Source organism: Bacteroides sp. BFG-637 (assembly GCF_024793605.1).
GTDB classification, from domain to species: Bacteria; Bacteroidota; Bacteroidia; order Bacteroidales; family Bacteroidaceae; genus Bacteroides; species Bacteroides vicugnae.
The window spans coordinates 5305427-5326872 of record NZ_JANUPD010000002.1; the positions used below are offsets into that span (position 1 = coordinate 5305427).

General features: G+C 40.3%; 19 protein-coding genes and 1 pseudogene. 8 read left to right on the top strand and 12 right to left on the bottom strand.

Annotated elements, in window-relative coordinates; all coding sequences use genetic code 11:
* Nucleotides 1-48: 48 nt before the first annotated feature.
* Together NXX38_RS20840 and NXX38_RS20845 are read right to left on the bottom strand one after the other, a co-directional pair.
* Nucleotides 49-1146, bottom strand: a complete 1098-nt coding sequence (locus NXX38_RS20840) for a PspC domain-containing protein (protein ID WP_148367470.1) — start codon at nt 1144-1146, stop codon at nt 49-51.
* Nucleotides 1147-1167: 21 nt separating this feature from the next.
* Nucleotides 1168-1494, bottom strand: coding sequence for a PadR family transcriptional regulator (locus NXX38_RS20845; RefSeq protein ID WP_007752390.1), 327 nt, complete (start codon nt 1492-1494; stop codon nt 1168-1170).
* 164 nt (nt 1495-1658) lie between these two features.
* On the opposite strand from NXX38_RS20845, the gene NXX38_RS20850 reads away from it, so the two are divergent.
* Nucleotides 1659-2156 (top strand): GNAT family N-acetyltransferase, encoded by a 498-nt coding sequence (locus tag NXX38_RS20850; protein ID WP_148367472.1) that lies wholly within the window; start codon nt 1659-1661, stop codon nt 2154-2156.
* A gap of 83 nt (nt 2157-2239) precedes the next feature.
* Here NXX38_RS20850 and NXX38_RS20855 read toward each other — a convergent pair.
* From NXX38_RS20855 to uvrA, 3 genes and pseudogenes are all read right to left on the bottom strand, one after another.
* A pseudogene (locus tag NXX38_RS20855) lies at nt 2240-3905 on the bottom strand (peptide MFS transporter).
* A gap of 106 nt (nt 3906-4011) precedes the next feature.
* Nucleotides 4012-4491, bottom strand: a complete 480-nt coding sequence (gene ybaK / locus NXX38_RS20860) for a Cys-tRNA(Pro) deacylase (protein WP_004309260.1) — start codon at nt 4489-4491, stop codon at nt 4012-4014.
* A 104-nt stretch (nt 4492-4595) separates the two neighbouring features.
* A complete protein-coding gene (uvrA, locus tag NXX38_RS20865) occupies nt 4596-7421 on the bottom strand; it encodes an excinuclease ABC subunit UvrA (protein ID WP_258980971.1) in 2826 nt (941 codons plus the stop codon).
* Nucleotides 7422-7579: 158 nt separating this feature from the next.
* Here uvrA and NXX38_RS20870 point away from each other — a divergent pair, with 158 nt between their 5' ends.
* Together NXX38_RS20870 and NXX38_RS20875 are read left to right on the top strand one after the other, a co-directional pair.
* The gene (locus NXX38_RS20870; RefSeq protein ID WP_217722152.1) at nt 7580-9340 is read left to right on the top strand and encodes a LysM peptidoglycan-binding domain-containing protein; all 1761 of its coding nucleotides are present in this window, start codon (nt 7580-7582) and stop codon (nt 9338-9340) included.
* A gap of 7 nt (nt 9341-9347) precedes the next feature.
* Entirely contained in the window at nt 9348-10082 is a 735-nt protein-coding gene (locus NXX38_RS20875; RefSeq protein WP_148367475.1) for a porin family protein, read from the top strand.
* Nucleotides 10083-10237: 155 nt separating this feature from the next.
* On the opposite strand, the gene NXX38_RS20880 is transcribed toward NXX38_RS20875, so the two are convergent.
* From NXX38_RS20880 to NXX38_RS20900, 5 genes are all read right to left on the bottom strand, one after another.
* The gene (locus NXX38_RS20880) at nt 10238-10681 is read right to left on the bottom strand and encodes a DUF4293 domain-containing protein (protein ID WP_074638409.1); all 444 of its coding nucleotides are present in this window, start codon (nt 10679-10681) and stop codon (nt 10238-10240) included.
* Between the two features lie 108 nt (nt 10682-10789).
* Nucleotides 10790-11125 (bottom strand): DNA-directed RNA polymerase subunit omega, encoded by a 336-nt coding sequence (locus NXX38_RS20885; RefSeq protein WP_004299989.1) that lies wholly within the window; start codon nt 11123-11125, stop codon nt 10790-10792.
* Nucleotides 11126-11139: 14 nt separating this feature from the next.
* Nucleotides 11140-11943: an outer membrane protein assembly factor BamD gene (locus NXX38_RS20890; protein ID WP_004299990.1), complete on the bottom strand. Its 804-nt coding sequence runs from the start codon at nt 11941-11943 to the stop codon at nt 11140-11142.
* Between the two features lie 330 nt (nt 11944-12273).
* On the bottom strand, nt 12274-12699 hold the full coding sequence (locus tag NXX38_RS20895; protein ID WP_148367570.1) for an amino acid-binding protein: 426 nt from the start codon (nt 12697-12699) through the stop codon (nt 12274-12276).
* A 130-nt stretch (nt 12700-12829) separates the two neighbouring features.
* Nucleotides 12830-14128 carry a phenylacetate--CoA ligase family protein gene (locus NXX38_RS20900; protein WP_074558373.1) on the bottom strand — a complete coding sequence of 433 codons (1299 nt, stop codon included), beginning with the start codon at nt 14126-14128 and terminating at the stop codon, nt 12830-12832.
* Nucleotides 14129-14263: 135 nt separating this feature from the next.
* Here NXX38_RS20900 and uvrB point away from each other — a divergent pair, with 135 nt between their 5' ends.
* Nucleotides 14264-16294, top strand: a complete 2031-nt coding sequence (gene uvrB, locus NXX38_RS20905) for an excinuclease ABC subunit UvrB (RefSeq protein WP_258980975.1) — start codon at nt 14264-14266, stop codon at nt 16292-16294.
* A 381-nt stretch (nt 16295-16675) separates the two neighbouring features.
* Here the strand turns inward: uvrB and NXX38_RS20910 are convergent, their stop codons facing one another.
* On the bottom strand, nt 16676-17380 hold the full coding sequence (locus NXX38_RS20910) for an SGNH/GDSL hydrolase family protein (RefSeq protein ID WP_074558376.1): 705 nt from the start codon (nt 17378-17380) through the stop codon (nt 16676-16678).
* 311 nt (nt 17381-17691) lie between these two features.
* On the opposite strand from NXX38_RS20910, the gene NXX38_RS20915 reads away from it, so the two are divergent.
* From NXX38_RS20915 to NXX38_RS20930, 4 genes are all read left to right on the top strand, one after another.
* Nucleotides 17692-18336, top strand: coding sequence for a vancomycin high temperature exclusion protein (locus NXX38_RS20915; protein WP_074558377.1), 645 nt, complete (start codon nt 17692-17694; stop codon nt 18334-18336).
* A 42-nt stretch (nt 18337-18378) separates the two neighbouring features.
* Nucleotides 18379-19011 (top strand): hypothetical protein, encoded by a 633-nt coding sequence (locus NXX38_RS20920; RefSeq protein ID WP_074558378.1) that lies wholly within the window; start codon nt 18379-18381, stop codon nt 19009-19011.
* A gap of 3 nt (nt 19012-19014) precedes the next feature.
* Complete coding sequence (locus NXX38_RS20925) at nt 19015-19491, top strand: hypothetical protein (protein ID WP_074558380.1); 477 nt, start codon at nt 19015-19017, stop codon at nt 19489-19491.
* 271 nt (nt 19492-19762) lie between these two features.
* Complete coding sequence (locus tag NXX38_RS20930) at nt 19763-20191, top strand: Hsp20/alpha crystallin family protein (protein ID WP_139164968.1); 429 nt, start codon at nt 19763-19765, stop codon at nt 20189-20191.
* A 120-nt stretch (nt 20192-20311) separates the two neighbouring features.
* Here NXX38_RS20930 and NXX38_RS20935 read toward each other — a convergent pair whose 3' ends face one another.
* Nucleotides 20312-21427: an ABC transporter permease gene (locus tag NXX38_RS20935; protein ID WP_258982014.1), complete on the bottom strand. Its 1116-nt coding sequence runs from the start codon at nt 21425-21427 to the stop codon at nt 20312-20314.
* Between the last annotated feature and the right edge of the window lie 19 nt (nt 21428-21446).

The window sequence follows — 21446 nt, forward strand, 5'->3', positions numbered from 1 at the left end:
CTTATAAAAGAATAAATATTATCCTTTTTTATATAGAATGAGACTTCGTTAAGAGCAGTGCAAGCCATACAAAGGCAGTTGCCAGCCAAGAGCTGAAAGATTAATAATCATTATGACTGCACCCAATATCCATAGAATCAATAGCGACCATTTCAAACCTGCTCCCATCGGCGACCAATGGAATAACTGCCGCAAGATAGTATACAAGAAAGCTCCTAATGGAATACCGATGAGGGCAACTCCGGCAATCGTACCCAGTAGTGTCATCATTGGCGATAAAGAAGTAACCGGCATCCAGTCAATGGCAGGCAGCATCTGGTAAAGTAATGCTCCTCCGCTAACTGCCACGGCAATTGCTGCAAACACCAGCGCTACCAGTACAACGGCCAATACAAACAAGACAGGACAGCAGAGAATGACAAGAGCTACCAGAAATATTTTAAAGAGAACGGCAGCAATGGAAACAAATACATCACCTATCTTTTGAAGAAAGGTACGAGGTTTGCCGGAATTCATATAGTTATTGACTCCGTCCGCTACGCGTTCGAAACCGTCTGTCACTGTTTTGCCAATATTCTCAATGGTCACCGCTTCTCCACGCATACTCAATTTTTCTGCAGCAGTACGGGCTTCCGGAATAACAAGCCATCCGATAATATAAAGTATAATCATCGGGCAATAAGGTACAAACACCAGGATAATCATCAGTATACGTACCAATGTAATGTCCCAACCGAAGTAAGCTGCCAATCCTGCCGCTACACCTCCCAACAATTTATTATCCGGATCACGGAACCAACGGCGTTGAGCAGAGGTTTGTGTACCGCCTTGATTAGCAGACGATGTTTGTTCCGTTCTTTTCTGTGAGTCCATATCCTCATCAGCAATTCCAAAGTCTTCCGGTTTGCCGACGCGGGCGATGATTTCTTCCACATCCGAAACTGTGATGACCTGTTTCCCTTCATTTACTTTTTCGGCAAACAGTTCGGCAATACGCATTTCAATATCGTTTACGATTTCTTCCGCACCCTCCTGTTTACGAAAGTAATGTTTGAGGTTAGACAGATAATTGTCTAACAATCGGTAGGCGTCATCATCTATATGATAGACAATTCCTCCTAAATTTATGGTCAATGTCTTTTTCATTTTTATTTCTTCTTTTTCGGATTATCTATTGGCAATATGATTCACTGTTTCATTAAGTTCCTTCCAGGAAATTTCAAGTTCTCCCAAAAAGACTTCTCCCTGTTCGGTCAATTTATAGTATTTGCGGGGAGGTCCTTGGGTAGATTCTACCCATTCATAACTTAACAAATCGTCATTTTTCAGACGGGTAAGCAATGGATACAAGGTGCCTTCCACTACAATCAGTTGGGCTTCTTTCAACTTTTGAATGATATCAGAAGCATAAGAGGGTTCCTTGTGTAGCAAAAGCATGATGCAATATTCAAGCATGCCTTTCCTCATCTGTGATTTTACATTGTCTACTTTCATTATTCACTTCTTTTAGATGGCACAAATATATGCATTACTTTAGTACCTTGCATTGCAAAGTACTATAAATTAATAATAATTAAAACATTAGAGAGTGTACTCCTTATTATGAAAAGAAATAATGGCTATATTTGTGCCTATTAAACCAAGAATAGATAATAGATATGTTTACAATTCGAAAAGCAACAGTAGCCGATTGCGAGCTTATTCATAAGATGGCAAAGGAGGTATTCCCCGCCACCTACAAGGAAATTTTATCTCCCGAACAACTGGATTATATGATGGACTGGATGTATGCTCCTTCCAATGTGCGCAAACAAATGGAGGAAGAGGGACATGTGTACTCCATTGCTTATAAGGAGAATGAACCATGCGGATATGTTTCCATTCAACCACAGGAAAAAGATGTATTCCATCTTCAGAAGATATATGTTCTCCCCCGTTTTCAAGGCACGCATTGCGGCAGTTTTTTATTTAGGGAAGCCATCAAGTGTATCAAAGAGATACACCCGGAACCTTGTTTGATGGAGCTCAACGTAAATCGTAATAATAAGGCTTTGCAGTTTTACGAACACATGGGAATGAGAAAGTTACGGGAGGGTGATTTCCCGATTGGTAACGGATATTACATGAATGATTATATTATGGGATTGGATATTTAAAAATTAGGGTAATAAACGGTTTTTATACAAACCGTTTATTACCCTAATTTATTATTAGATCTCAGGCAAATACCTGCCTTATTTTAAGCAACTTTTTCAAGCTTCTTCATGATAGAGAATATGAATAGAGCTGATAACAGACAACAAGCAATCAATACGCTCCATACCATCCACAGTTGCATATCACCCCACAAATAACCAATAATAGCAACCAGGTAATTTCCAATAGCTGTAGCTACAAACCAGCCTCCCATCATCATACCTTTATACTTGGGTGGTGCTACTTTTGATACAAAAGAAATACCCATTGGTGAAAGCAACAACTCTGCAAAAGTCAATACCAGATAAGTAGAAATCAACCAGTTGGGAGAAACAAGAACATCCGGATTAATACCAGCCGTTTCCTACTGCTTTCGGAGTAGGAAGGCCCATGGAACCAATGGCTAAAATCAAGAAGCCACACGCTGCAATCACCATACCAATACCGATTTTGCGCGGTGCGGAAGGTTCTTTTTTCTTTTTAGCCAAATAACCAAAGACAGCCAAAGACACCGGAGTCAGAGCCACTACAAAAAATGGATTAAACTGCTGGAATATTTGAGGAAGAATTTCTACGGTTGAATCCATAGAGCAATAGCTCCACACTAATATAGCAAGAGAAGCCAATACGACAACACCGGCAATGGCTTTTCCACGACCAGTTTTTGACTGGAATAGAGAGAATGCGCCATAAACAGCAATGATAACAAGAACCAGATTCCAAACATCGAATCCAATACGATCAATTCCTGTCACAGATTGAGTAGTGTAGTCACGTGCAAAGAATGTCATAGTCAAACCGTTCTGGTGGAACGCCATCCAGAAAAAGATAACCACAGCAAACACAAGCAACAAAGCAACAATACGTTCTTTTGTTTGTGCCGGAGTCAATTCCGGCTCATTATAGTTATTTACAGCCTTAGCTTGTTTTGAGTTATAGTCTGCATGCTTAAACATGGAACGGCAACAAATATAAATTGCCATTGAAATAATCAAAGAAATACAAGCTACGGCAAAGCCATAGTTATATGCCTCTGACAGTTTCTCGATATAAGTACTACAGAATGCAGCTGTATCACCGGCAAAGCCTTGTGCCGCCTGTAATCCACTAAGGGTAACATTACCTTCCGGAGTAATAGTCCCACCAAGAAATTGATGGGCCAATGAAGGTATTTGAGCATTATAGGTAAATCCTGCGCCACTTAAGATATAATTAGTCACTTTGGTAGCAGCTGTCGGAGCAAATAAAGCACCCACATTGATTGCCATATAAAACAAACTGAAAGCAGTATCACGCTTTGAGCTATATTCCGGAGAATCATAAAGATTACCTACCATAACTTGCAGGTTTCCTTTAAATAAGCCGGTCCCGCAAGCGATCAGAAACAGTGAACCAAACATCATCATCTTGCCTGTAAGATTCGCTGCTGTAGGAATAGCCAAAAGCAAATAACCAATAAACATAACAACGATACCCGTTGTTACCATCTTACCATAACCACATTTATCAGCCAAAATACCACCTATAAGAGGCATAAAATAAACTGCTGCCAGAAATGAGCCAAAAATAGTAGAAGTTTCTGCTGCCGTGTAACCAAACTTCGCTTGTAAGAAAAGTGTAAAAATAGCAAGCATCGTGTAGTAGCCAAAACGCTCGCCCGTGTTAGCCAAGGCTAAAGCGTATAGCCCTTTCGGTTGTCCTTCAAACATATAAACAAGAATATTAGATTAATAAAATTGATATTTTCTGCAAATATATACTTTTTTAATTCATTCAAAGAATATGTAGTCATATTTACTCTACAAATAATAAGACTTACTCCTCAAATAAACGACAAATTTCCGCTCTGGATTCACGAATCAAATCTTCCGGTGCTATTTTTATCTGAAGTCCCCGTACACCGGCACTTACATAAATATACGGAAATTGTTGACTGGTTTCATGAATATAAGTCGGAAAATGCTTTTTCATACCAATCGGCGAACAACCTCCGCGGATATATCCGGTAAGTGGCAGAAGTTCTTTTACGGGAATCAACTCGCACTTCTTGTTACCCGAAGCTTTAGCCGCCAGTTTCAAATCAACTTCATGTTCCCCCGGAATGACACAGACAAAATATCCGCTTTTATCGCCGTGCAGAACAAGCGTTTTAAAAACCTGCTCGATGTTCTCTCCTAAACTTGCTGCCACATGAACAGCACTCAAGTCGTTTTCATCTACTTCGTAGGGAATTAACTCATAGGCTATCTTAGCCTTATCTAACAGCCGTGCGGCATTTGTTTTATTGATTTTCATTTTCGTTGTATTTATAAGTTCTGTATCTGATAAATAAAGAATATGATATGATAAGTGCCAACTCATCGAAGATTGTCCGATAAGTTGGCACTCTATGATTTAAATTAGAGCCCCAGCTCTTCGCGAAGAAACTTAGGTGTATATCCTTTAGAGCTCTTCGCAACTTCTTCCGGTGTTCCGTGACTAAGGAGTTCTCCCCCGCCCTTACCACCTTCAGGGCCCATATCGATAATATAATCCGCCATTTTAATCACATCCAGATTGTGCTCGATGACGATAACAGTATTACCTTTATCTACAAGCTTATTCAATACTCCCATCAATACACGGATATCTTCAAAATGAAGTCCGGTAGTCGGTTCGTCAAGGATATAAAGAGTTTTGCCCGTATCTCTTTTCGATAGCTCCGTTGCCAGTTTCACACGCTGGCTTTCTCCACCGGAAAGAGTGGTAGAAGATTGTCCCAGTTTTATATATCCGAGTCCGACATCCTGCAAGACTTTAATCTTATTCAAGATTTGCGGCACATTTTCAAAGAATTCCACAGCACGGTTGATCGTCATGTCAAGTACATCGGCAATTGATTTTCCCTTGAAACGTACTTCCAGTGTTTCCCGGTTATAACGTTTACCGTGACAAACCTCACAAGGCACATATACATCAGGAAGGAAATTCATTTCAATCGTCTTATAACCATTTCCCGTACATGCTTCACAACGCCCACCTGCAACATTAAAGGAGAAACGTCCCGGTTTATAACCGCGAATTTTAGCTTCCGGCAGACCTACAAACAGGTTACGGATATCAGAAAACACACCGGTATAAGTCGCAGGATTGGAGCGTGGCGTACGTCCCAAAGGTGATTGATCCACATCTACTACCTTATCTATATTTTCCAGCCCTTCAATCGAATCGTATTCCAAAGGATCTTGTAAGGAACGATAGAACTTCTGTGAAAGAATCGGCTGCAAAGTTTCATTAATCAAGGTGGATTTTCCACTTCCTGATACACCAGTTACGCAAATCAGTTTACCTAACGGAAATTCAACATCTACATTCTTCAGGTTATTCCCCTTCGCTCCTTTCAGCCAGATAGATTTCCCGTTTCCTTTTCTACGCTTGGCAGGGATTTCTATCTTCATCTTCCCATTCAGATATTGCGAAGTCATCGTATCTGTATTCAGCATTTCCTGCGGGGTTCCGGCGAAAACGACTTCGCCTCCGAGACGTCCGGCTTTCGGACCCATATCGATGACATAATCGGCAGCCAGCATCATATCCTTATCATGTTCCACTACAATCACGGAGTTCCCCATGTCGCGGAGTTCTTTCAATGAGTTGATAAGACGCAGATTATCACGCTGATGCAGACCGATACTCGGCTCGTCGAGAATATAAAGTACATTCACTAATTGCGAACCAATCTGTGTAGCCAAACGGATACGCTGACTCTCACCACCGGAAAGACTAACAGAGCTACGATTCAATGCCAGATAATCTAACCCCACGTCCAGCAAGAACTTCAAACGGGTGCGAATCTCTTTCAGAATCTCCACCGATATTTTCTTCTGCTTATCGGAAAGGAACTCATCCACCTTCATCAACCAGTCGTACAACTCGTTGATGTCCATATTCGCCAACTCATTGATATTCTTATCATGGATACGGAAATGCAAAGCTTCCTTATTCAAACGAGCCCCTTTACATTCGGGACAAACCGTTGTTTTGGCAAATTGTTCCGCCCATTTCTGTGCTGTTGCAGAAGCATCCTTTTCCTGTAACATCTGAATATACTTCACCACTCCTTCGTAAGTAACAAAGTAATCGGAGGAAGTACCGATCAACGAACTCTTGATTTTAATCCGTTCATCAGAACCGTACAAGACTTCATCAATCGCATCGTCCGGCAACTCCTTTATCGGAGTTTTCAGTGTTGCGTCGTACTTTTCGAGCAAAGCACCGATTTGCCAGAAAATCATCGCATTCTTATATTTTCCCAAAGGTGCTATCGCTCCTTCATAAATGGAAAGTTCACGATCGGGAATCACTTTGTCCACATCAATCTGATTGACTACTCCCAATCCCTTACACTTCGGACATGCTCCTTGCGGTGAATTGAATGAGAAGTTATGCGGAGCCGGTTCACGATAAGACAATCCGGTGACGGGACACATGAGCCGTTTACTATAATGACGGATGCTTTCAGACTGGGCATCCAGAATCATCATCAACCCGTCTCCCTGACGCATAGCGGTTGCCACACTCTGTTTCAAGCGCCGGTCATCTTTCTCCGCTACCACTAATTTATCAATAACCACTTCTACATCGTGATTCTTATAACGGTCGAGTTTCATGCCATGCGTTATTTCACGCACTTCACCATCCACCCGTACATACAGGTATCCTTTTTTACGTATTTGTTCGAAAAGTTCCCTGTAATGTCCCTTACGTGAACGAACTAGCGGAGCCAGCAGATATATTTTCTTTCCTTTATAATCTTTCAGAATCAAGTCCAGAATCTGCTCTTCGGTATATTTCACCATCTCCTCACCCGACAGATACGAATAAGCCACTCCCGCACGGGCATACAGCAAACGGAGATAATCATATATCTCCGTAGTCGTTCCTACAGTAGAACGGGGATTTTTATTCGTTGTTTTCTGCTCAATGGAGATAACCGGACTCAAACCAGTTATCTTATCGACATCCGGACGCTCCAGATTGCCCAAGAAGTTACGGGCATACGCTGAAAAAGTTTCGATATAGCGACGCTGTCCTTCGGCAAAAATCGTATCGAAGGCTAAAGAAGATTTTCCACTACCGCTCAATCCGGTGATAACAGTCAAACTGTTACGGGGAATTTCGGCATCAATATCCTTTAAATTGTGCACGCGCGCACCGTACACATTAATATATTCTGTTTCCTGCATATTCATATCCTTCCATAAATGTTGCAAAATTAATGTTTCCGCCCGAAATATGCTCCTAAAAAAGCACAATATTATTTTCTTAACTCAAATCTTATGAAGATATAGGGCATTATTTGTACCTTTGTTCCTTGATTTCAAGAACCAATAGTTATAATTTGATGAAACCGATAAACCGTATATTCTTATTTTTGCTTTTTATAAGCGTTTCATATGCTATCAGTTATGCACAAGAAAACCAATCCTATTTCTTGCATACCATCGAAAAAGGACAAAGTTTATACTCCATCTCCAAGATGTATAATGTCACTACATCAGACATCATACGTCTGAATCCGGGCTGTGACGAAAAGATCTATGCCGGACAGACAATCAAAATTCCTACGGGGAAAGAGAGTCAGAAGGGAGAAACATTCCATACGATTCAAGCCGGAGAAACACTATACAAACTGACAACCATGTATAATGTATCCGCCAAAGATATTTGTGAAGCAAACCCCGGTTTGAGTGCCGAAAATTTCCGCATCGGACAGGTTATCCTGATTCCGCAGAAAAAAGAAGAGCAAACTGCCACTCCAACGCCTACTGAACAGACCACCATTCAAGGCCCTGTTGTTCCGAGATGCAAGGATATGCATAAGGTAAAGCGCAAAGAGACTATTTTTAGCGTGAGCCGTGAATATGGAATCAGCGAACAGGAGTTAATTGCGGCTAACCCGGAACTGAAAAAAGGCATGAAAAAGGGACAATTCCTTTGCATCCCTTACCCGGCAGCAACGACCGTGCAACCTACACAGAAGGAAGATCCTTACGCTATTCCTCCCAGCAATAGCGAGCTTTTCCGCAAAAGTAAAGAGACTCCCCAAAAGCTGTCTACCATTAAGGCCGCTTTATTGTTGCCTTTCCAGGAAGACAGACGCATGGTGGAATATTACGAAGGTTTCCTGATGGCAGTAGACAGTCTGAAGCGTACAGGTATTTCTCTTGATCTATATGTATATGATTGCGGAAAAGACCTTTCTACATTAAATACGATTCTTGCCAAGAACGAGATGAAAAGTATGAATATCATCTTCGGTCCGATGCATCAGAATCAAATAAAGCCATTGTCCGACTTCGCAGAGAAGAACGACATACGCCTGGTGATTCCTTTCTCTCAAAAAGGAGAAGAGGTATTCAACAATCCGGCAGTTTATCAGATCAACACACCTCAATCTTACTTATATTCAGAGGTTTATGAACACTTCACCCGTCAATTCCCCAATGCAAACGTTATCTTCATAGAACCGGTGAGCGTTGACAAGGAGAAAGCGGAATTTATCAGCGGCTTGAAACAAGAGTTGAAAAGCAAAGGCATCTCTATGAAAACTGTCAGCGAAAGCGCAACGAAAGAAACGCTGAAAGCAGCGCTCCGCAGTGATAAAGAAAACATCTTTATTCCGACATCAGGCAACAACGTCTTACTGATTAAGATACTTCCTCAACTGACGCTGTTAGTCAGAGAGAATCCTGCAGAGAATATTCATCTGTTTGGCTATCCGGAATGGCAGACCTATACCAGAGATCATCTGGAAAATTTCTTTGAGTTGGATGTATATTTCTATTCTTCATTCTATACAAATACGTTGTTCCCAGCAGCTGTGCAGTTTACCAACGCTTACCATAAATGGTATAGCAAAGACTTGGCAAGCAAATACCCTAATTACGCAATGCTGGGTTTTGACACCGGTTTCTTCTTTCTGAAAGGATTATCACTTTACGGCTCGGAACTGGAAAACAATCTGCCTAAAATGAACCTGACTCCTATCCAGACGGGATTCAAATTCCAACGTGTGAATAACTGGGGAGGATTTATTAATAAAAAGGTGTTCTTCATACGTTTCACTAAGAATTTTGAATTAGTAAAACTTGACTTCGAATAATACGAAAATGATAAAGATAAAACCATTTTTGATCGCAACACTCCTACTTACAGGATTTACCCTTCCTGCCGCTGCCCAAATCGGGGAAGCACGAAGCAATTTATCGGTAGGTATCAATGGAGGTGTCAATTTAAACAGTGTTTCTTTTACCCCCACCATCAAACAAAATAGCTTGATGGGAATTACCGGAGGTTTGACAGCACGTTATATATCCGAGAAGTATTTTGCCATGATTTGTGGTGCACAAGTCGAGTTGAATGTTTCGCAACGAGGTTGGGACCAATTATTTGAAACAATATCACTGGACGCCAACGGATATGAAGTCACTTCGAAGGACCCTACTAAAACTTACACCCGCAAAATGACTTATATAGATATTCCTTTCCTCGCTCACCTCGCTTTCGGACGAGACAGAGGATTGCAATTCTTTGTCCATGCAGGTCCTCAAATCAGCTTTCTAATCAGTGAATCGGAAACAATAAAAGGTATTGACATGAATAGCTTATCTGATACACAGAAAGCCCTATACGGAGTTAAGATTCAAAATAAATTTGACTATGGTATTGCCGGTGGCGGTGGTGTAGAACTGAGAACAAAGAAAGCCGGTAGCTTCATCGTTGAAGGCCGCTATTACTTTGCCCTGTCTGATTTTTACAGCACTACTAAGAAAGATTATTTCGCCCGTGCAGCACATGGTACAATTACCATAAAGCTCACATACTTATTTGACTTGAAGAAATAAAATCCTCCCCCTCTTCCCCTTCTGGGGGAACATCTACAAAGCATCGTTTTATAGCTACTAAAGCATCGCTTTACAGAGCAAAAAGCATCGCTTTAACCCTTGTAAAGCGATGCTTTTCATTTATCTTATAACGAATTGTCCGAAAGGGAGAAATGTCATCTCAACCTATCCGCAGCCTTTACCATCACCTCATCCCGTCCGATAGCACGGATAGCCAGTATATTCAGGATGATAGAAACAAGCGGCAAACACAATGCCCAGCCTATACGGAACATATTTTCATCATTCTTCAATGCAAAATAAAAAGCAAGGGCAGCAATGTAATAACCTACCAATAATAAGCTATTGAAAATTGTCATGCGAATCTGCAACATACGGTTCTTGTACAAAAAGATAGTAGCCACAGCTACGATGGTGCTAACCATCAGAATTCCGAATAAGCCCCATGTAGACTGAATAGCACCGTTTACTTCCAATCCTAATGCCTTAAAAGGATGTTCTCCCATTGCATCAATGAAGTAGCCCATCGGCAAACACATGGCTGTAATCAGCAATCCTGCAACAATCAATAAATAAACAGTTTGAATTCGTTGAATCATAAGTATTCTAAATAGTAGTTGAGTTAAACAATAATAGCCAAGCAATAAGGAGTAGGGATCATCATCCCACTTACTACTTGACTATCAAATTCTTCGTCAGAAAATAAATTACTGAAGTTTTTCTTTCTCCTTAGCCGGATTTCTATAATATATTTTCCCTTCGATGTATTCTTGCGTAGCAATCAAGTCCGGTTTCGGCAATTTCTCATAATAACGAGAAATTTCGATTTGCTCTCTATTTTCAAACACTTCTTCCAAATTGTCATTGTAAGAAGCAAACTCTGCCAGTTTCTTAGAAAGATCGTTTTTGATTTCTACACTGATCTGATTAGCACGCTTACCAATAATGGCAACTGTTTCATAAACATTACCTGTATCAGCACAGAGTTCCATCATGTCACGGGTTACTGTTGTAGCAGGAGCATTCGTTTTTTTGTAGTCCATAAATCTATTTAAATTTAGTCTTTAATTACTTTTTGTGATTCATTGAATATCTTCTCGGCTTCTTTCAAATATTTACTTTCAGGAAATTCATTCTTAAAAGCGTAATATTCATCAATCGTTTCGCGGTAACGATCCATCTTCTTGTCCTCAACGCTATAGATAGCCATTTCGTGTCTTGCACGCAGAACCAAAATGGAAAGTTCTTCACGATAATCAGTATAAGGATAATCCTTCAATGCATTTTGAGCTGTGATTACACAAGACTCATAGTTATTGCCCAAATAATTACCCAGATTATAATATAGCCTTGCTGAATAAAGCTCTTTCAAAACCAGTTTATCCTGTAAAGCAAAAATCATATCCTGTGCTTCCTGCTTCTTTGTGCTGTTCGGGAAATACTCCATGAACATCTGCAGCTGCTGGATAGCCTGATAAGTGCTTGACTGATCCAAACGTGGTTCCGGAGTATCCAGGAATAAAGCCTTACCTGCATGGAAACGTGCCAGTTCGGTAAAAGTACCACGAGGATATGTATTGAAATAGGTGATAAATGTCTGGGCAGCTGTCTGATAATCTTTCTGATTATAGTAGCTCATTCCCAACATATACAAAGATTCTTCCGCTTTATCAGTTCCTTTCAGAATGGTTATCAACTCATTCAACAACGTGGCTGAACGATTATACTGTCCCTTCGCAAAATAGTTTTTGGCGGCTTCGTACTTGTATTCGTAATCGGTGCTTTTCAGCAATTTATTATACTCTCCACATGATGTAAGAGTAGCCGCCGCAAGCAAAGTTATAATGATATTTTTCTTCATCCTATTTTAAAATAATGCGCAAAGTTACTTATTCGCTGGGAATTTAGCAATTAATCTGTGTTTTTTAATACATAAAAGGCGTTAAACATCGACAAAAGGAGAGAAAATGACGTCGAATTGCAAACGACAAACTATAAACAGCAGATTATAAACGACTCGCAATAGTGACGGTATGTGTTCGGGATAGTGACGGTATCGTTAGCATATACCGTCGCTATCTTCACTGGATAGCGTCACTATATTTATAGTAAAAACGGTAAGCAGTTGCGTTGTCCTTGAGTTGGATAACACAACTGTTTACCGTTCATTATTTATTGCTCACTGTTATATTTACAGTTTATACAAGTCACTTGCAGCCAATAGATCGACTTTCTTATCTTTCAGTACCTCGATACATTTATCAAGGTTGCTGGGGCGGATCACTACATTTGCAATATGGTTATTGGCAAACGAATACATATATTCAATAAATACGCCCTCTTCTGATAAATATCCCAGCACTTTTGCCAAAGCACCCGGCACATTGGGACAGCTTATACCTACTACATCAGTCACATTCACTGCAAAATGATTATCTTTTAAAGCTTTGTATGCTCTATCCGGATCGGATACAATTCCACGCAAAATACCAAAATCAGCATTTTCGGCAATGCACAAGGCAGAAAGATTGATATTTTCTTTCGCCAGCACTTCAGTCACTTCCGTCAAACGGCCTGACTTATTTTCCAAAAAAATAGAAAGTTGTTTTGCTACCATCATTGTTAAGTATTAAGTATTAAGTTTTAAGTATTGGCATCAAGTTTTAAGTTTTAAGTATTAGCTATGCAGACATATGCCAATGGCTGCGATAATACTTGATACTTAATACTTGTTTCCCAATACTTATTTACATTTTTCTGTTATCAATTACACGTTTCGCTTTACCTACGCTGCGTTCAATGCTGCGAGGCTCTACCAGTTTCACGTTGACTCCCAGTCCGAGTACGCTTTGCAAACGTCCTCCCAGTTTCTTCTTCAAAGCCAGCATTTTGTTGATCTCATCCGAATAGAATTCCGGACGTACTTCAACCTGGAGTTCCATTGTATCGGTATTGTTTTCACGACCCACTATCAACAAATAATGCGGTTCAAACTCTTCCATTTCAAGAATGACTGATTCAATCTGCGTCGGGAATACATTCACACCGCGGATAATCAACATATCATCACTACGTCCCAAAATACGATCCATACGTACCAATGTACGGCCACAGGAGCATTTATCATGATGCAAAGCCGTCAAATCACGCGTACGGTAACGAAGCAACGGCATACCCTCTTTGGTTAAATGAGTGAATACCAGTTCGCCCGTTTGACCGGATTCCACCGGTTGCAATGTATTCGGGTCGATGATTTCCGGGAAGTAATGGTCTTCATTCAAGTGAGTCCCGTGCTGACATTCGCACTCGTACCCGACACCCGGTCCGGCAATCTCACTCAATCCATAAATATCGTATGCTTTGATTCCCAACTTTTCTTCTATCTCATGACGCATATTTTCCGTCCAGGGTTCTGCACCGAAAGCACCGACTTTCAGTTTGAATTCTTCACGTGGTAAACCGGAATCTTTGATAGCATCTGCCAGATAAAGCGCATAGGAAGGAGTACAACAAAGCACTGTCGATCCGAAATCGTGCATCAAGGTTATCTGTTTTTCCGTGTTGCCACTGGACATCGGAATAACAGAAGCACCGATATTTTCGGCTCCTGCATGTGCTCCCAATCCTCCCGTAAACAGTCCGTATCCATAAGATACCTGAAAAATATCAGAACGTCCCGCTCCATAAGCGGTAAAAGCACGCGATATACATTCCGCCCATGAAGCCAAGTCCTTACGGGTATATCCGACAACCGTGGGTTTTCCAGTTGTTCCGGAAGAAGCATGAATACGTACAATCTGGCTCATCGGCACGGCACAAAGTCCGAACGGATAATTATCTCTTAAATCATGTTTCGTGGTAAACGGCAGTTTTACAATATCATCAATCGTATTGATGTCATCGGGAGTAATCCCCATTTCCTGCATCTTCTTTCGATAGAAAGGTGTATTGTGATAGACGTAATCTACAATTTTCTTGAGTCGTATGCTTTGAATTTTGCGAAGACTTTCGCGGTCCATACACTCAATGCTCTCATTCCAAATCATGTGTTTCCGGTATTACTAGTTGTATGAATCTGTTTTTTGATATTAATATGTTGCAAAGTAAAGGATTTATTTGGAAAAATGATTTGTTATCTCGATTATTTTACCGAATATTGCTCCACTTTTTAGGATTTAACTATGAATTATGAACTAACATCAGCTTACAAACCTACCGGAGATCAGCCGGAAGCTATAGCACAACTTACTGAAGGGGTACTTCAGGGAGTTCCCGCACAGACTTTATTGGGAGTGACCGGGTCAGGAAAAACATTTACCATTGCCAATGTGATCGCCAATATCAATAAACCCACCTTGATTTTGAGCCATAACAAAACACTGGCTGCCCAGCTATATAGTGAGTTTAAAGGATTTTTCCCCAATAATGCGGTAGAATATTACGTTTCTTACTATGATTATTACCAGCCGGAAGCTTATCTGCCGAGCAGTGATACATATATAGAGAAGGACCTCGCCATCAATGACGAAATCGACAAGCTCCGACTCGCTACCACTTCCGCCCTGCTCTCCGGGCGAAAAGACGTGGTAGTGGTTTCTTCGGTATCTTGTATCTACGGTATGGGAAATCCTTCGGACTTCTACAAAAATGTCATCGAAATAGAACGGGGACGGATGATGGACCGCAATGTGTTTCTACGTCGTTTGGTAGACAGCTTGTATGTCCGCAATGATATTGACTTGAACCGTGGAAATTTCCGGGTCAAGGGCGACACGGTGGATATTTATCTGGCTTATACCGACAACCTGCTCCGTATCACCTTCTGGGGAGATGAGATTGACGGTATCGAAGAGGTAGACCCCATCACAGGAGTCACTATCGCGCCATTTGACGCCTATAAGATTTATCCGGCCAACCTGTTCATGACTACCAAAGAGGCTACTCTCCGCGCTATTCATGAAATAGAGGATGATTTGACCAAGCAAGTAGCTTTCTTCGAATCTATCGGCAAAGAATACGAGGCCAAGCGATTGTATGAGCGAGTAACTTACGATATGGAGATGATCCGGGAATTGGGACATTGTTCCGGAATTGAGAATTACTCCCGTTATTTCGACGGCCGTGCTGCCGGTACCCGCCCCTATTGTTTGCTCGATTTCTTTCCGGATGATTTCCTGATCGTTATCGACGAAAGCCACGTAAGCGTACCCCAAATCCGTGCAATGTATGGAGGAGACCGTGCGCGAAAAATCAATCTTGTGGAATATGGTTTCCGATTGCCTGCCGCTATGGACAACCGCCCGTTGAAATTTGAAGAGTTTCAGGAGATGGCAAAACAAGTAATCTACGTCAGTGCTACACCGGCGGATTATGAATTGATTCAGTCGGAAGGTATCGTCGTGGAACAGGTGATTCGTCCTACCGGTCTGCTTGATCCTGTCATCGAAGTGCGTCCGAGTCTCAATCAGATTGACGATTTAATGGAAGAAATCCAGCTCCGTATTGAAAAGGAAGAACGCGTACTCGTCACTACACTAACCAAACGAATGGCAGAAGAACTGGCAGAATATCTTCTCAATAATAATGTGAGATGTACCTATATCCATAGTGATGTCGACACACTGGAACGTGTGAAGATTATGGATGATCTCCGGCAAGGAGTTTATGACGTACTTATCGGGGTGAACCTGCTTCGTGAGGGTCTCGACCTTCCGGAAGTGTCTCTCGTCGCTATCCTCGATGCAGACAAAGAAGGATTCCTCCGCTCCCACCGTTCGTTGACACAAACTGCGGGACGTGCCGCGCGTAATGTGAACGGTAAGGTAATCATGTATGCTGATAAGATGACGGATAGCATGAAACTGACGATTGATGAAACGAACCGTCGCCGCGAAAAGCAGTTGGCATATAATGAGGCAAACGGAATTACCCCGCAACAGATTAAAAAGGCCAGAAACTTGTCTGTATTCGGCAATGCAAAAGAGGCAGATGAACTGTTAAAAGAAAGACATGCTTATATAGAACCTTCTACTCCGAATATCGCCGCAGATCCGGTAGTGCAGTATATGAGTAAAGCGCAAATGGAAAAGAGTATCGAGCGTACCCGCAAACTGATGCAGGAAGCAGCCAAGAAACTCGAATTTATCGAAGCCGCACAATATCGTGACGAATTATTGAAACTGGAGGACTTGATGAAAGAGAAATGGGGATAAAATTTCCCCATTGTTCACCTATCATAGCCTGATTGTTAAGGGTTGAAACTCTTAACAAACCTGTAACTTCGTATTTAGTCTATTAATTAGTGTTATAAAAACACCTGTTAAGGGCTGATAATTTGCAAAGTTACCGGAATCCCGTATCTTTGCACTGTGTTTTTCATAGTATTAGATTTAAGGTTAACAAAGGTTGGAGCAAGGCGTTGCTCCCTTTTTTTATGTCTATACGCCTCAGCTGGAAAGATATAACGGAAACTCTCTAAAGAATAAATAAGGAGGATTGCAGATATAGACTGATCGTTCATTACGACTGAATCTATTCCTGCAATCCTCCCCATTTTTTATAGTTGGATTACTCCTACTTCAAGTGATGATAAATCAAAGCGCCTTCTCTATGGCATTTTTAATCAACGGTTCCATAATATCATATCCCTCGCTCGTCGGATGAACTCCATCTTTAGTATATTGAGGATTCAAGGCCTGGTTTTCGTCAACCACCATTGCTTTGTAATAATTAACAAACGGAATTTTATTTGCTTTTGCATAAGCCTCTATCCGGTCATTTAAAGATTTAATTTTCTGCGGAGCATCTTTTATTTCCATTCTCCACTTAAACGCGGCAGCAGGCAATACGGAAGTCAAAATTACTTTTATTTTATTTGCTTTCGCCAGTTCCGCCATAGAAACGATGTTTCCGAATGTATAATCTTCATTATAAGCTTGTGTATTTTCAGCGACATCATTTGTTCCGGCATTAATCACCACTAAAGCAGGAGAAAGATTAATCACATCTTCCCGAAAACGTAACAAGAATTGATAGGAAGTCTGCCCACTGATTCCACGGCCAATGTAACCATTTGATTTGAAAAAATCCGGATGAGTCCTTACCCATCCTTCCGTAATGGAATTTCCCATGAAAATAACCCGTTTGTCTTTCTTGGTCGCTTGTGGAAGTGCAGCATTTTCTTTTGAATAACGACGTAGATTAGCAAAATCATTTTTCTGTGCATAGCTTTCTCCTATCGAGAAACTCAAGCAAACAACAGCCAATAATATCCATTGGCCCCATCTTCTTTTATCCATGTTTATATTAAGTATTAGTAATATAATATTTTATGCAAAGATAAAAAAAACTCCATATATAGGCATCCAAAACAACAAATAACCGTTAAGTCGAAGGAGTTTTTTCTTAATCTATGTTATATAACATGCGTTTTTTCTTGGATTATTTGCTAATTCCATAGCAGTCCGTATCTTTGCACTGTGTTTTTCATAGTATTAGATTTAAGGTTAACAAAGGTTGGAGCAAGGCGTTGCTCCTTTTTTTATGTCTATATGCTTGATTTCCTAAAAAAGAATGGTATTTTTGTAAAGTCACAATTATTATCCGAAACATGAAACGCAAACTACTTTATACCACTCTAATAATAGCTATCCTGTGTGTAATCAGCATAATTGTATGTAACAGGACAATCAAGAAACACACAGTCTCCAAACTATATACGGAAGTAAATACTATCCCCTCCAACAATGTAGGATTACTTCTCGGAACTTCTCCCAAGTTGAAAAATGGAAATAACAATTTATATTTCGATTATCGGATTCTTGCAACAGTAGAGTTATATAAAGCCGGGAAAATTAAATATATCCTCATCAGCGGCGATAACCGTAAAGAGGATTACAATGAACCGGAAGAAATGAAGAAAGCACTCATGCAAAAAGGTATTCCTGAAAAATCCATTTATTTAGATTATGCCGGATTCCGGACTCTCGACTCTGTTGTACGTGCCAAAGAAGTGTTTGGACAAAATCGTCTGACCATCATCTCCCAACGCTTCCATAACGAACGAGCAATCTATCTTGCAGAGAAAAATGGAATAGACGCCATCGGGTACAACGCCCAAAATGTAAATGCTTATGCCGGACTGAAAACTAACATCCGGGAATTACTCGCAAGAGTCAAAATGTTCATAGATTTAGGAACAGATAAACAACCTCATTTCTTGGGAGAGAAAATCATTATTGAAAACAATAAATGACTAAATATAAAATGCCATGAATAAACACAAAAGATAAAACCTATGAGACATCAACAAAATAAGAAAAAAACAGCCTGGAAGAAAAGTCGCACCTTTGGTGACATTAAAGGAGGAAGAATGCGAATCAAATTAAAGGACAATATAGTGAAAAGAGAACACTCTTTATTAAAACCAACAGAATTTGATAAATGCCCCATTTATATAATGGAAAATCCGTCCAGAGATTTCTATTTTCCAATAACAATAGACCATATTGAAAGTGTATTGAATCAATTACCCGAAAAAGATGTATCATGTATAACACACATATGGCTACGCAAACCTAATTCTAAAGTAAATTGCCAAGGTTATTTTACTACGGGTAGTGGAGTATATGCCATTATATTATATCCATTTCCTAAAAACAACAAAATCTCCATAGGAAAAAGCAAACCCAGTCACAAACTACTGACATGGTATAAAGGCTATGCGTCTGAACCTGTAAAAGAACGAGGTAACTGGTATATTGAATTCACAGAAGAAAGTGCAAGAAGATATTATCTTGAACGTTTATTAATGCATGAAATCGGACATTGTGTCAATACATGGTCAGTTTATAATAAAACAGTAAACTACAAATCAGAAAATAGTGCAGATAATTATGCTTTGAATAATAAACTTGAAATAACTTATTAAATTATGCAACAGCAAATTCAGCTCAACGATCACAACAAGCAGGAATACCCTCCTATGCATACAGCAGAGCATTTACTCAATGCAACCATGGTGAAAACCTTTGGCTGCCCACGTTCTCGCAATGCACACATCGAAAGGAAAAAGAGCAAATGTGACTATATACTTTCGTCATGTCCGACAGCGGAACAAATCCAGTCTATTGAAGATAAAGTGAACGAGGTAATCAGTCAGAACCTACCTGTGACTGTTGAGTTTATGACTCATGAACAGGCCAAAGACATCGTAGATTTAAGTAAACTACCTGCCGATGCAAGCGAAACTCTTCGCATTGTCCGCATTGGAGATTATGATACCTGCGCCTGCATCGGATTGCATGTATCCAATACTTCTGAAGTGGGTACCTTCAAAATCATTAGTCATGATTATGACGAAGAAAGGCAAACACTAAGAATAAGATTCAAACTGATCGAGAAGAAGTAAACAGGTTATCAAATTAATATCTATCTTATATAAAATAAATAAAAACAGAATACATTTTGTCACCTGTATTGCAAATTTGGCACTATTACAATGACAAATAGACAATTTTAGTCTCCAAAATCTCTTGGCATAAGGTTTGCATTTATAGAAGCGAACAACGGTTCGAGAGCGGACGATGGAAGGCGGGATAACCGATACCATCGGAAGTGAAAACGCCGAAGTTCAAGATTTATTAATTGAATGTTTAACTTAAAGATAGGAGACTAAAATTATGATGCCTGTTAGAAGAACTCAAGGTTGGTTACCAAGTATCTTTAATGATTTCTTTGATAACGATTGGATGGTAAAAGCAAATGCTACTGCACCTGCAATTAATGTTTTGGAAACAGAAAAAGAATACAAAGTGGAATTGGCTGCTCCTGGTATGACGAAGGATGATTTCAATGTTCGCATTGATGAAGACAACAACCTCGTTATCAGCATGGAGAAGAAGACTGAAAACAAGGAGGAAAAGAAAGACGGTCGCTATCTGCGTCGCGAATTCTCATACTCTAAGTTCCAGCAAACAATGATTCTACCGGACAATGTGGACAAAGAAAAAATTGCTGCATCCGTAGAACATGGCGTTTTAAACATCGAACTTCCTAAACTCTCTGAAGAAGAAGTGAAGAAGCCAAATCGGCAAATCGAAATAAAGTAATACGGTAACCACTTGCTGTTCACCGGAAACGGTGATGAGAAGTAATAAAACAGCTCTTTCCCTGAAAGGGAAACGAGCTGTTTTTATATTATTATTGCAGACAACGCCTCCTTATCGCCCTTAGTTATTCTTCCGATAACTAATCACTGCCCAACTATTAAACACTACTGCAAAAAACAACAATACTCCAAACTGCGGCAGTAAATCAAAGAAACCACTCCCCTTCAAATACACCATTCGCATCACTTCCATAAAATACCTCAAAGGATTGAGCCTGGTAATTATTTGAGCCCATTCCGGCATACTGCTAATAGGAGTAAACAAACCACTCATCAAAATTACAACCAACAAACAGAACCACATAACAAACATAGATTGTTGCATCGTTGCCGAGTAGTTGGAAATAACAAGTCCGAAACCGGACATTACCAAAACGAAAAGAACTGCGAAAAAGTAAATCAATAGAAAATGACCGACTGGCACTATGCCATAAATTAACCAAGCTAATATGAAACATACAGTCAGCACGACAAAACCAATCAACCAGTAAGGCAAGAGCTTTGCCAAAATAAAGACAAATTTCGAAACCGGAGTCACATTAATCTGCTCGATTGTTCCTACTTCCTTCTCACTAACTATATTCAATGCAGGCAAGAAGCCACAAATCAAAGTCAATAACATGACCATCAATGCCGGAATCATATAGAGTTTATAATTCAGATTCGGATTAAACACCCCTTGCGTATCAATGCCTATCGAAGGGAAAGCACCGGAGACTGTAGCAGTTGCAGGATATTCAGAACGCAGTTCGGCTGCATAATCATTAACAATAGAAGATAGATACGAACTCCCCAGCCCTCCTTTTGTTCCATTCACGGCATTGGCTGCTATCAGTATGTGGGCATCTTCTCCATTCATCCAATCCCGTTCCAGACGCCTCGGAATTTCCATCACAATATCCGCCGTTCCAATTTCAATATTCCGTAGGCCTTCTTCATACGAAGCCGGCACTTCCACCAGACGGAAATAGGTAGAGGCGGCAATCTTATTGACTAAACGTTGTGAAACAGCCGAATGGTCATTATCCACAATATTCAGCTGTATATTCTTGATTTCCAGATTTACCGCCCAAGGCATCAGCAGCATAATCATGCATGGAAATACAAGAATCAATTTCGGAAGAAACGAATTGCGAAGCAATTGTTTAAACTCTTTTTCTATCAGGAACTTTATCATAAATAATTCTTCCATTTAT